Genomic DNA, 11,801 nt, shown 5'->3' on the forward strand with positions numbered 1-11,801 from the left:
GATAGGGCTGCAAAGCAGCCCCAAATGCCTAGAACTCGAAGGTACTGGACAAGCTCACCTGCCGCGCATCGCCAATGGCCACAAAGTACTGGTTCACCGCCGAGCTGTAGTAAACCTTGTCGAACAGGTTCTTCACATTAAGCTGCAACAGCACCTTGTGCTCGTCGAGCCTGGTCTCGTAGCTGGCAAAGGCATCGGCCACGGTATAGGACGGCAGGTCGAAGGTGTTGGTCGGGTTGCCAGCGCGCTCGCCCACGTACCGTGCCCCCGCGCCAATGCGCAGGCGATCGCCGCCGAACAGGCTGCCATAGTCATACACCGCCGACAGCGAACCACTGTGGCGGGCCACGTTCTGCAGGCGGTTGCCCTTGAGGTCCGGGTCCTTGGTCACTTGCGCATCGGTGAAGGCGTAGCTGCCGATCAGGCTCCAGCGCTCACTCAACTGGCCGGTCAGGTCCAGCTCGACACCCCGTGAGCTGACCTCTCCAGCATTGCTGTACACCGTTTCGCGCGTACTGGTATCAAAGTTGGAAACCAGCACGTTGCGCTTGGTGATGTCGAACAACGCCAGGGTTCCGGTAAGGCGGCCTGGCATGTCGAGCTTGGCGCCCAGCTCCCACGATTTGCCCTCCTCCGGCGCCACCGACGAGTCAAGCACCACATTGCCGACCAGCGGCGCGATGGTGGAGTTGGGCTTGAACGACTCGCTATAGCTGCCATAAAACGACAGCTGCTCGTCCACCTTGTAGACGATACCTGCATGCGGCACCCACGCCTGGCCATTGATGTCGGTGTTGGCCTTGAACGGGCGGCCGCGGCCGGCGTATTGGTCGAACTGCTGGAAGCGCGCACCGGCCACCAGGATCCAGTGATCATCCAGGTGCAGCGCGTCCTGCACGAACAACGCGTCGGTGCGTAGCTTGTCGGTCTGGTCGCTGTCACTGGCTTTGACGGTGGTGCCCTCCACTTCCTGCCCGTAGATCGGGTTCATGTAGCTGAAGGTAGATTGGGCGCTCTGCCGGATCAGGTCCCCACGAAAGACCTTGCGGTCTTCATGATCGACACCGAACAGCAGGTCGTTCTGCATCCCGACCAGTTGCACATTGCCGGCCAGGCTCAGGGTGGCGAACTGGTCACGGCTCATGGCGTTGTGGGTGCCGTCGATGCTGCGCGACAGCGTGCCGCTTTTTTCATTCACGCCGGTCACCCGCACCTGGCTGGCATCATAGGTTTCGCGGTTGAAGCTGTAGCCGAAGTGCAGCTTCCAGTCATCGGCCAGTTGGTGGTCGACTTCCAGTCGGTACAGGTCGGAACGCCCCTCCATGTCGTTGAAGGGCTCGTCCAGGCGCCGCGTGGCTGGGATATCCAGCGGGTGGCCGTTGTTGCCGAACGCCGTGCCACGGTCGAAGGGGTAGAGAAATTCGCGGTGCTCGTAGGCCAGTACCACCTGGGTGTCTTCGCCCAGCCAGGCCAGCGACGGCGCTACCAGCGATTCGCGGTGCACGCCGTAGTTGCGCCAGTAGTCTTCATCTTCGTGGTCGACGATCAGCCGATAGGCGAAGTTGCTGTCGCCCAGCGCGCCGGTGCTGTCGAACCCGCCACCGCTGCCGTTCTTACCGCTGCCGTAGGTCGACCCGCGCACGGTCAGGGCGTTGTACTGCCCGAGTTGCGGGCGCTTGCTGACCACGTTGATGACCCCGCCCGGGTCCTGGATGCCGTACAGCAGCGAGGCCGGGCCCTTGAGCACTTCGACCCGCTCGGTGCTGGCGTTGAGGCTGCGGCCCTGCACGATGGGCATGCCATCGCGCATGATCGAGCCGTCGCGGTTGTCGCCGAAACCGCGCTTCATCACCGTGTCGGAGGTGCCACCGAAATTGTTGCCCTGGGTGATGCCGCTGACATTGGCCAGGGCGTCATCGAGGTTGCGCGGAGCCTGGTCACGGATGACCTGGGCCGGCACCACGTTGATGGCTTGGGGGATGTCCTGGCTAGCGCCCTGCCCGCGCATGATCGAGGCGGTAGCCGGGGGCTGGTAGCTGTAGTCGTCCAGTTGCGAGGTCACGGTGATGGCCTGCAGGTTGAGGGCGCCGGAGGTGTCCACTGCTTCAAGGGTGAGCGTGCGTGCATCGACGCGGCGCCAGGCCAGCCCGGTAGTGCCCAGCAACTGTTGCAGGGCCTGTTCGGCGCTGAACCTGCCGTTCAGCGCCGGCGCCTGCACGCCTGGCAGTTCCAGGGTGTAGACCACGCTCTGGCCGGTGGTGCGGCTGAAGGCGCCAAGTGCCTGGGCAAGGGGTTGCGCTGGCTGGGCGAAGGTGTACGCCTGCTGCTGCTCGGCGGCACAGGCCAGGGGGGCGACAGCGAATGCCGGGAGCGCGGAAAGGCCGAGCCAGAGAGGGACGCAACGCGGGGTGAACTTCATGGACGCTGACCTGTGAGAGGGATATGACTGCGAATGAATCGCACTTCCACTCATTACACGGATGCCACGTCCTGTTACCTCACCCGCTATCTGAAAATATTTTTGCCTGTGCCGGCCTCTTCGCGGGTGAACCCGCTCCCACAGGTACTGCACAGGATTTGAAACTTGCGCCCTTCCTGTGGGAGCGGGTTCACCCGCGAAGAGGCCCGCACAGGCGACTACCGGATCAGGGTCAACCGCCCCAGCACTGTCTGCCGCGAAAAGCCCATCACCTTCCCTAGCGAATCCAGCGCCAGCAACGGCTCGGCCACGGGGAAACTGCCACTGACCTTGCGCTGCCCCAGTTCACCATCAAGCAGCAGGATGCGCCCCGGGTAATAACGCCCCAGGTCCTCGACCACTTGCGCCAGCGGCACCTGGTAGTAATTCAGCCAGCCCTGGCGCCAGGCCAGGCGGTTGTCGCTGTCCACCGTCAGGGTGTCGCCGACTCGGCCGGCAGCGTAAGCCGCCTGCTGGTTGGCCGTCAGTTCACGCGCTGCGGCGCCCGGTGCCGGGCTCACCGCCACGCGCCCGCTGCGTACCGTGACCTGGGCGCCCTCGCCCTGCTCGCGCACTTCGAACTGAGTGCCAAGCACGCGCACCTCGCCGCCGGCAGCTTCCACCACGAACGGCGCGCCGGTATGCGTGACCTGGAAGAACGCCGCACCATGCAACAACCGCACGCGGCGCTCGCCCTGCACAAAATCGACTGCAATCGCGCTCCCCGCATCCAGTGTCACCTGCGACTGGTCGGCCAAGGTCACCTGGCGGACTTGACCAGCACTGCTGTAGTCGGCCTGCAGGTCCTGCAGCCACAGGCCCGGGTGCCAACCACCGGCAACGCCCACGGCCAGTACCAGGCACGCAGCCACCGCCAGCGCCGCGACCCGCTGCCGCCAGGGGTGCCTGGCCGGTGGCCTGGCCATCGCATCCAGGTAACGTTGCAGGCTTGCCTGTTCTTCAGCGGCCAGGCGCGCCGCCGGGGCGGCGCTGTTCTGCCACAGCGCCTGGGCCTGGGCGTAGGCCTCACGGTGCCCAGGGTCGGCCAACAGCCAGCGCTTGAACGCCGTGCCCTCGGCTTGCGCAGGCTGCTCGTTGATGCGGCTGAGCCATTGCAGTGCAGCCCGGGACTGCGCCTCGGTGATCGGCGGTAAACGGCTCATCGACGGGCACTCCCTGGCCGGCGTGGGGTGGACGCGGGCTCGGCAACACTCGCCTTGCACGCTTCGAGGGCGCGCATCATATGCTTTTCCACAGCACTCTGGGACAGTTGCATGGCCTTGGCGATCTCGCCGTACTTGCAGCCGTGGATACGGTTGAGCAGGAAGATCTGCCGGGTGCGCTCGGGCAAGGCGCGCAAGGCAGCGTCGATGCGCTGCAAGTCGTGATCGACCTCCACGGCCTGTTCCGGGGCCTGGGCCATGGCCGCTTCATCCAGCGGCAGCACAGCTTCGGCCACGCGCTCGCGGCTGCCTTCGCTGCGCAGGTGGTCGATGGCCAGGTTGCCGGCGCAACGCAGCAGGTAGGTGTCCAGCGCCTCGACCTTGACCTCGGGGCGACGCCAGAAGCGCAGGAACAGTTCCTGGACCAGGTCCGATGCCGTCGCCCGGCAGCCGACCCGGCGGCTCACCAGGGCCTCCATTCGTGCCCGCTGGGCCTGGAACACCTGGACGAAGCGCGCACGCCCGCCGCCGCTTTCGGCATCCGCCTCGATCATGTCGCCCGGCTCGCTCACCTGGTCACTCGGCGAACACGGCCAACAACGGCCCCAGCACCACGCTGGCGGCGGCCAGGCCCAGCAACAGGCGGGGCTGGTATGGCAGGCCGAACACCCACAGGGTCACCCCGGCCATCATCACTGCGGTCCACTCCACCAGGCCATGGGCCCAGCCACGCAGGTGCACGCTGAGCACCAGCGACAGCACCAGCAGCAGCCAGCCGGCGCTGCGCAACAGGCGCAACTGCCCGGGGCGCGGCTTGCGCCCGAGCAGGTCGACGAAGTGCTTCTCCATGGCCAGGCACAGGGCAACGAAGCCGGCGTAAGCGATCAGTGCATTACCCAGCATCAGCTCGCCTCCGCCGTTTCAGTGCTCGGCTTCTTTGCTGCACGCGGGGCCCGCTTGGCCACAGGTTTCGGGCTGTGCAACATCTTGCCGGCCAGCCAGGCCAGGAACAGGCCGGTGCCCAGCGCTGTCAGGTCGAAGCCGGCCATCGCCCAGTCACCCGCCGGCAGCGAATGGTTCAGGCCCTGGCCGGTGGTCAGGCCGTTGAGCAGCGGCAGCAAGGCGAAGGCCAGCGCGCCCAGCGCCAGTTGCTCGCCCCATGCCCGGCGCCCGCTGCGCAGAACGGCGTGCACCAGCGACAGGCCCCAAACGGCGAAGAAGGCGTTGACCTCCCAGTCGGCCCGGCCTTCGACACCCATCGGGATCAGGCGGTTGGCCCAGAAGAAGCCTGCCACGGCCAGCAACAGGCCGCTCATGCTGGCGATATTGAGCACCTCGACCAGGCGCAGTTCGCCCGGCAGGCGTTCGCTCTTGGCATGCTTGAGCTGACGCTTGCCCAGCCACATCACCAGCCCGGTGCCGATCACCGCGGTACCGGCCACGCCGAAGCAGAAGTACAGCCAGCGCAGCCAGGGCCCGGCGAAATTGCCCATGTGCAGGCCGGCAAAGCTGAAGGCGGTCATCATTGCCCCGCTCTCCGGCTTGCCCTGGCTCAGCAGCACACCGCTGGCGCCATCGAAGGTCCAGTTGGCGCTACGCCGGTAAGCCACGTGGTCGGCAGCCGATTGCGTGAAGGTAACGCGGGCATTGCTGTCGCCGGCATTTTCCACCTGGATACGGCCGATACGCGCGCCCGGTTGCAGGTCCTGCACCTTGGCGTACAGGCTCGGCAACGGTACCAGCGGCGCGGCCACATGGGCCGCCTTGGGCGCATCGTTACGGCCGAACAGGTCGTTGAAATACTTGCCGGTGTCATTGCCGTAGCTGGCCATGATGCCCGCCGGCATCACCATGTACATGAACAGCACCAGGCTGCTGTAGCTGATCATCAGGTGGAACGGCAGCACCAGCACGCCAATGGCGTTGTGCCCGTCCAGCCAGGAGCGCTGGCCCTTTCCGGGGCGGAAGGTGAAGAACTCCTTGAAGATCTTCTTGTGGGTGATGATGCCGGTGACCAGCCCCAACAGCATGATGAAGGCGCAGAACGTCGACAGCCAGCGGCCGAAGGGGTATGGCATCTGCAGCTGGAAGTGGAAGCGGTAGAAGAACTCGCCACCGCGACTGTCGCGTGCCTCCACCGGCTGGCCGGTCTGGGTATCGAGGGTCCTGGTGACGAAGCCGCGTGGCCCGCCATTGGGGTCGCGATAACCCACGCTCAAGGCGGCCTCGCGTGCGTTGGGCATGCGGATCAGCCAGGTGCCCGAATGCCCGGCGTTGTCCTGCAGGTACTGCTGGGCTATCTCCAGGCTATGGGTCGGGTCCAGAGCATGGCTGCGCACTTCCGGCTGCGACCAGTGGGTGATTTCTTCCTTGAAATACGACAGCGTGCCGGTGAGGAAGATGGCGAACAACAGCCAGCCGAAGATCAGGCCGGTCCAGGTGTGCAGCCAGGCCATGGCTTGGCGGAAGCCTTCTTTCATGGGGTTTTCATCCAGTAGGCCAACCCGCTGATCACACCCAGCAGCACGCTTGGCGCCAGCACGCCCAGCCAGGCGCGCAAAGCGCTGCGGCAGGCGAAGCACCAGATGAATGCCAGCAGGTAGAAGACGAATGACAGCAGCAGGCCGGTGAGCGTGGCATCGACCTGTGGCAGCGGCGCTAGCAGGATAATGCAGACGCTGGCCACGGACGCCAGCAGGTAGCCGCCCAGCAGCGCGGCCAGGCTGCGTGAAGTCACGGCCAGGCGATAGCTGAGCGAGAGACCGGCGGTTTTGCGCGTCATGGCGAAGGCCCGGGCGTTTTCGGGCCTGCAATAATAATGATTTCAATTCTCATAAGCAAAGGCCGAGCGATGAGCCGCCTGCTGCCTTGAATGCAACAAGAAATTTATTTTCAAAAAGGGCTTGAATTCGTTTCGCCGTTGCCTGACCTTAGAGTCAAGAGGCGCAGAAATTCCAAGGGTCTCAAAGGCCTAGGCGCGTCTCCATGCGAGCAAGCTGAATAAGGATTGAATCATGCAAATCCAGGTCAACAGCAGCAACCATTTCGAAGGCAACGCCCGGCTCGACCAGTGGGTCCGCAGCACACTGCAGAACTCGCTGGAACGTTACGAAGACGACCTCACCCGCATCGAGGTTCACCTGCGCGACGAGAACGGCGCCAAGCCCGGACCGCATGACAAACGCTGCCAGATGGAGGCTCGCCCCAAAGGCCACCAACCGATTTCCGTGACCCACACCGCCACTTCGCTGGACCAGGCGGTCGATGGTGCCGCCACCAAGCTCAACCACGCGCTGGAACACTTCTACGGCAAGCTGCGCAGCAAGCGCGGCGCCCTGGAACTGAGTGACCCGGACGCCTGATCGGCAATGCAAACGCCCGGCCTGATGCCGGGCGTTTTCGTTTGTATCGATCGATGGCGCTGAACCAACAGGTAATTTCCCCGGTCAACTTCTGCACTCATTCACAGCAGAAGCATGACCATGAACAACCCATTCGAACGAATCAGTGCTGCATTCGCCCCCGAATACCGGGTCAACCTGAGCATTGCAAACCTCGACGGCAGCATCATGCTGACCCTGTCCGACGACGCTGGCGTGGTCGCCAAGCGCCTCATCACCCAGGCCCAGCGCAATGACCCGGTACGCCTGCAGCGGGTAATCGACAGCATCCGCCTGGGCTTGGCCATCGAACACAGCCAGAACCCTCTGCAGGTGCTGGCCGCGCTGACCCGTGACGCCCGCCACGAGCCGCGCCATTTCATCGCCAACTGAGGGCTACTTGCCCTCCTCCACTTCCTTGCCGTTGGCATCCAGCACCTTGGTCGAGGGGTAGCGGTACGAGGCGTAGCGCACCACCAGGATCGCGAACGCCAGCAACAGGATGCCACCGCACACGTACAACAGCCCTACGTCCGGCGCCTTGTGGTGCGAGACGTCGCCGATCAGCAGGCGGGTCAGCGCGGTGATGGCCACGTACAGCAGGAAGCGGATCGGCATGTGGTTGGTCTTGACGACACCGAAATCCTGCGCTGTCACAAAAAATACATTTTAAAATCTTGAAAAAATCTTTAATGATTATTGCGAACAACGTTGGCTCTATTCCCTTACAAAGCATCTGGATATACGAAGCAGCGAAAAAATCTCCTGGAACAAGGAGATAGAGCCAGTCGAAGACTGCTCAAGCCCCTCTTCAGATAAACCTCCGCCATCATTCACTTTACCTGCCGCTACGCACCACTATAGTGCGCAGCAGCATAGCCTCAGCTTATTTATCAACAACCCAATGATTTAGAATCTCATCACCACACTTTCTAACGGACGCCAATATAACTGCTCGTTTTTCAGCATCATTCTCTTCATGTGCGATCCTGACCTGTTCAGCAAGTTCAACATGCATCTTATCTGCTGGGTCATATTTAGGCAAGTTCATATGCTTGAATATATTCCCTACCTGAATAGCAATGTTATGACTTTCTACATACTCCTTCACCATCTCAGAATTTAGTATTCCGCATAGGAAATAAGCTGGTGCAGAGTCATCAAAAGCCACAAAATAGACTTTATGATCTGGAACAAACGGTCGCGGACCGATATGTGGAACCTCTCCCATTCCGGCCACTGCCGCTGAAAAACTTCCAGACATTTCAGCCCATACTACCTTCCAAGGTTTAAAGGTAAAATCACCCACGTTATAAATTGCATAATATGGAGCACCGGGCATCCTACCTTTATAGGTGGACCTACTTCTCAAAACCTCTTCAAAAGAGCTGAAATAGGCCTTAGTCTTCGGCAGGGAACCCAGTTTTTTTATAGAGTCTGCATATGATTTCTGGACTATTCCGGTATTAGGAACCAATGTAAACAAGCCATGCGCAGGTTTGAAATAACAAGCTTCAAAATCACTCGCCCCCTTAATCAAAGGGAAAAGCATTTCTGCTTCGAGGCGAACAGAGCGTGCAGGCCCAATGTCACGCTTACCCGCCTCTGGTCTTGTCTTTATCTGAACCAATCCATTGCTCAACACCTTCTCAATAGGCACGAAATAGACACCATTGAGGTCTGCAGTTATCCCTTTACGGCCAGCAACCCAAGCCGAAGCCCCAGCCAAAGCGCTAATAGCTCCCCAACGGCCAGGAGTTAGAATAGCCCAAGGACTTCCCTCATCACCAACAGGAACGGCTTCTTTATCAGCAACACTCACTGCGTTCAAAACAGCTTGAAGACTGGAAGAAGGCTTGATAGATCTTCCACCCTTTTTTACAGCATCCCATACCCGATAGGGTATAGGATAAGCAGGTGCCGCAACGCCTTTTTCAAAAAGCACGACAGCAGTTTTATTAGCAGCATCCGGAAACGGCTTAAGGCTTTGTAGATCCTCAACAAATTTCGGATTCAGCCAGTTATTCTCATCAACTTTAAATTTTCTAAACCCTGAAGACGACGGCGATTGAAAAATGCTTTGTGTTATAACAAAGGCTAATTTTCCACCTACCTTCAGCCACTTATCCCCTGTTGTATAGGTTATAATTGCCGAAATATCTAATTCGTTACCACCATGAAACTTAGTCTTTGAAAAAATAGAATACTGTTCGCAGGTAGGCTTCACCCTTTCGCGATACGCCTCTGGCAATTTAGACCAACGTACCCACGGTGGGTTGCCACATACCAAGTCAAATTGACCAGCAGTTGCTGACCAGAAGAAATTTCGGACAATCCTAAACCAGATTCCATTCCAATTCTGCCTATGCAAATTTAGAACCTGATCATAGGTTTCATTAAGCGGCTTGCGCCATGACTCTATTTTTTCCAGCGAAATCAAACCTGAATTGATGAGACTCTTTTCAGCCTCTTCATATTCCTGATCACTCTCAACCGACTCGCCCATTATCTCGAAAACCTGATCCAGCAATGCTCTGTCCCAAGCGAGAGCGCCTGGCAAGCGTATATTCAGTTTCGCTACCTGGCTGCCAATGTAATAAGAAACCACATCATCTTCCGACGAAGGATCATTCGCGGGAGAGTAAATCGCATCAGCAAGCAAAATAGGGATTTCAACATCCTTGCCTGCGCACTCTCTAAGCAAATCAGCGATCTCCATAACGTAATTTACACGCGCTGTTTGCACTGCAAGAGGGTTAAGGTCAAAACCCCAGACGTTTTCACAAATGAGATCTACTGTAGAAGCAGCATCAAGCCCAGCCTCTCGAGCGGCGTTCCTCTTTCTTCTTATCATCTCGATTACAAAAGAACCAGAGCCGCAAGTAGGATCCAAGCCCCTAACACTCAACCAATCAGCCACGTCGGCGCTTGATAGAGTATGTTCAACGAGCCAATCAGGAGTATAGAACTCACCAAGACTTTTACGCAGCGTTTCAGGGACTAGCCCTTGATAGAAATCCCTTAGAACATCGCGAGTCCTCTCTAATCGATCAGTGCGATAAAGCGCAAGCTTACCAAGAACTCCTCTCAACGCTTCGACAATTGAATCTTTTTCCGGATCAATCCTACTTGCATCCAGATACCAACTAAATATCGCTTCCTCGATAAAACCCTTGATACCAGCCTCAGTATAGATTCGTCCTCTTTCGATATCAGAATCCAAGCTTTCTATCAATTGATTACCATCAAGTAGAAACGCAATTCTCTGAGCAGGGCTGACTTGTGAAGATAAATTGTGTGCTGAAACAATTTCAGCCGCCAATAGTTTTATCACTAACGAGTTGTAGGTATGGATTACAAAAAGGCGTCCCGACATTGCCTGAGCAGCTGTCCCACTCCACTTGAATCTCAGAGTAGTATTGATCGCTTTTTGCTGCTCCACTGACAAGTCAGCGACTTGACCGTAGAGAGTCTTCCACTCTTCAAACAGCATTTTTATCTTGTTATTATTTGCATCTTCGAGACTGCGAGCCAACGCATCCGCCAAGCACTGCATCAGCGCAATAGCTTCGTGCGAGCTTTGCCCAAAATCCTCAATAAGATTTTCAGATGTTACTGCCCTACGATAATTATTTCCGATGGCTTCAATTACGAGTTTTACTGAAGCTTCTGAAAATGGCAGAAGATGCTGAGTAGTTATTTTCCCACTAACAACCTGAGCAAAGCATACATGATCGCCATCTATGGCTATTCCAATATACTCATCTTGCGGAATTCCCTGTTTTTCTGACTGGCGAACAATATATTTTAGAAGCCGATCTTCCGTAGCCTCGATAAATTTCGGACTGCTTTTTGAGCCATTGAAAAAACCAGGAGCCTTAAACTCAATAATTACATTATTGTAGCTGGCATCTTGTTTTGCTCTTTCAGCATCAAAATGAATACCAAGCGCATTTTCGATAGCCGAAATCCAAGCAACTCGAACCTCCTCCTCATTAGCCCAAGGACGATCTCGCTTGATGCTTATCGCATCATAAACTTTCTTTTCCAAGCCACTCTCCAACATTATCACCAGCTTACGCTGAAACTCAAAATTGGTAGTATTCTATACCATTACAGAGCTGATTGGAATGGCCAGCGCTTAACCCCATACAACATTTTTACTCTTTTAACTCCCTCTAACCTTACAATCCGCATCGAACTTAAAACACCCAAAAAAGGTATTAAGTATTAAATTGGATACATCACATCTAAGCACATAGACAACAGGAGCAGATTTAATTCACTAAAAATACGCACAAAAAAAGGCCGCATAATAGCGACCTAATTCATTGGTTTGTTGTCAGTCTGTCTTTTCTTTCACTGAAGGGAAATGTGCCGAAGCATATCGCACAACCAGAATCGAAACGGAAAGCAGCACCACGCCACCGGTGAGGTAAAGAATCCCTTCATCTGGCGATTTGTGATGCGACACATCGCTAATCAGCAGTCGAATCAGGGCTGTCACGCCGATGTAGAGCAGAAACCGCAATGGCATATGATTTGTGCGGAAATAGATTCCACTCATAGCAAGCAGCTCGAGATAGATGAACAGCAACAGAATGTCATCGACGCTGATTTTGTCTTGATGGAGCATGTCAATGAAGGTGGTGATACCCGCGTAGACCGTGATCGCCCCGATCCCGAAAAGCGCAAGGTAATGGAACAGCTCAACCCCCAGGTTCCCAAGGCTGTTTGCCCCCGCATGAACCCTTACGCGCATCCGATCCGCCCATTTCATACCCACTCTCCCCGCACACG

At 57.5% G+C, this 11,801-nt stretch carries 10 protein-coding genes and 1 pseudogene; 2 read left to right on the forward strand and 9 right to left on the reverse strand.

From position 1 onward, the window contains the following. Window positions 1-28: 28 nt before the first annotated feature. The 6 genes from ACGLHT_RS11065 to ACGLHT_RS11090 all read right to left on the reverse strand — a co-directional run bounded on the left by ACGLHT_RS11065 (window position 29) and on the right by ACGLHT_RS11090 (window position 6,403). Window positions 29-2,419 carry a TonB-dependent receptor gene (locus ACGLHT_RS11065; RefSeq protein ID WP_274120348.1) on the reverse strand — a complete coding sequence of 797 codons (2,391 nt, stop codon included), beginning with the start codon at window positions 2,417-2,419 and terminating at the stop codon, window positions 29-31. Window positions 2,420-2,637: 218 nt separating this feature from the next. Further along, a complete protein-coding gene (locus tag ACGLHT_RS11070) occupies window positions 2,638-3,621 on the reverse strand; it encodes a FecR domain-containing protein (RefSeq protein ID WP_137162389.1) in 984 nt (327 codons plus the stop codon). Next, window positions 3,618-4,175, reverse strand: coding sequence for an RNA polymerase sigma factor (locus ACGLHT_RS11075; protein WP_170978878.1), 558 nt, complete (start codon window positions 4,173-4,175; stop codon window positions 3,618-3,620). Before ACGLHT_RS11075 ends, ACGLHT_RS11070 begins: the two co-directional genes overlap by 4 nt. A gap of 22 nt (window positions 4,176-4,197) precedes the next feature. Continuing rightward, complete coding sequence (locus ACGLHT_RS11080) at window positions 4,198-4,524, reverse strand: DUF3325 domain-containing protein (protein ID WP_015271767.1); 327 nt, start codon at window positions 4,522-4,524, stop codon at window positions 4,198-4,200. Further along, window positions 4,524-6,101 carry a PepSY domain-containing protein gene (locus tag ACGLHT_RS11085; RefSeq protein ID WP_137162390.1) on the reverse strand — a complete coding sequence of 526 codons (1,578 nt, stop codon included), beginning with the start codon at window positions 6,099-6,101 and terminating at the stop codon, window positions 4,524-4,526. The genes ACGLHT_RS11080 and ACGLHT_RS11085 overlap by 1 nt, the downstream gene beginning before the upstream one ends. Next, window positions 6,098-6,403 carry a DUF3649 domain-containing protein gene (locus ACGLHT_RS11090; RefSeq protein WP_274120347.1) on the reverse strand — a complete coding sequence of 102 codons (306 nt, stop codon included), beginning with the start codon at window positions 6,401-6,403 and terminating at the stop codon, window positions 6,098-6,100. Before ACGLHT_RS11090 ends, ACGLHT_RS11085 begins: the two co-directional genes overlap by 4 nt. Before the next feature lie 232 nt (window positions 6,404-6,635). Between ACGLHT_RS11090 and ACGLHT_RS11095 the strand changes: the two genes are divergently transcribed. Continuing rightward, window positions 6,636-6,983 carry an HPF/RaiA family ribosome-associated protein gene (locus ACGLHT_RS11095; protein ID WP_003260689.1) on the forward strand — a complete coding sequence of 116 codons (348 nt, stop codon included), beginning with the start codon at window positions 6,636-6,638 and terminating at the stop codon, window positions 6,981-6,983. Between the two features lie 120 nt (window positions 6,984-7,103). Next, a complete protein-coding gene (locus ACGLHT_RS11100; protein WP_025340607.1) occupies window positions 7,104-7,394 on the forward strand; it encodes a DUF3509 domain-containing protein in 291 nt (96 codons plus the stop codon). A 3-nt stretch (window positions 7,395-7,397) separates the two neighbouring features. On the opposite strand, the pseudogene ACGLHT_RS11105 reads toward ACGLHT_RS11100, so the two are convergent. The 3 genes and pseudogenes from ACGLHT_RS11105 to ACGLHT_RS11115 form a co-directional block, all read right to left on the reverse strand. Then, window positions 7,398-7,631, reverse strand: a pseudogene (locus tag ACGLHT_RS11105) (phosphate-starvation-inducible PsiE family protein); the annotation flags it as partial. A gap of 256 nt (window positions 7,632-7,887) precedes the next feature. Beyond that, on the reverse strand, window positions 7,888-11,052 hold the full coding sequence (locus ACGLHT_RS11110; RefSeq protein WP_137162392.1) for an Eco57I restriction-modification methylase domain-containing protein: 3,165 nt from the start codon (window positions 11,050-11,052) through the stop codon (window positions 7,888-7,890). 291 nt (window positions 11,053-11,343) lie between these two features. Next, on the reverse strand, window positions 11,344-11,787 hold the full coding sequence (locus ACGLHT_RS11115) for a phosphate-starvation-inducible protein PsiE (RefSeq protein ID WP_170978799.1): 444 nt from the start codon (window positions 11,785-11,787) through the stop codon (window positions 11,344-11,346). Window positions 11,788-11,801: the final 14 nt, after the last annotated feature.

This window comes from Pseudomonas sp. PsB, assembly GCF_043658375.1.
Taxonomy (GTDB): domain Bacteria; phylum Pseudomonadota; class Gammaproteobacteria; order Pseudomonadales; family Pseudomonadaceae; genus Aquipseudomonas; species Aquipseudomonas putida_Z.

What these genes read in the sequence shown, in the direction of transcription:
- ACGLHT_RS11095 (WP_003260689.1), top strand. Translation starts at nt 6,636, where the DNA reads ATGCAAATCCAGGTCAACAGCAGCAACCATTTCGAAGGCAACGCCCGG.
- ACGLHT_RS11075 (WP_170978878.1), bottom strand. Translation starts at nt 4,175, where the DNA reads ATGATCGAGGCGGATGCCGAAAGCGGCGGCGGGCGTGCGCGCTTCGTC.
- ACGLHT_RS11100 (WP_025340607.1), top strand. Translation starts at nt 7,104, where the DNA reads ATGAACAACCCATTCGAACGAATCAGTGCTGCATTCGCCCCCGAATAC.
- ACGLHT_RS11090 (WP_274120347.1), bottom strand. Translation starts at nt 6,403, where the DNA reads ATGACGCGCAAAACCGCCGGTCTCTCGCTCAGCTATCGCCTGGCCGTG.
- ACGLHT_RS11065 (WP_274120348.1), bottom strand. Translation starts at nt 2,419, where the DNA reads ATGAAGTTCACCCCGCGTTGCGTCCCTCTCTGGCTCGGCCTTTCCGCG.
- ACGLHT_RS11070 (WP_137162389.1), bottom strand. Translation starts at nt 3,621, where the DNA reads ATGAGCCGTTTACCGCCGATCACCGAGGCGCAGTCCCGGGCTGCACTG.
- ACGLHT_RS11080 (WP_015271767.1), bottom strand. Translation starts at nt 4,524, where the DNA reads ATGCTGGGTAATGCACTGATCGCTTACGCCGGCTTCGTTGCCCTGTGC.
- ACGLHT_RS11085 (WP_137162390.1), bottom strand. Translation starts at nt 6,101, where the DNA reads ATGAAAGAAGGCTTCCGCCAAGCCATGGCCTGGCTGCACACCTGGACC.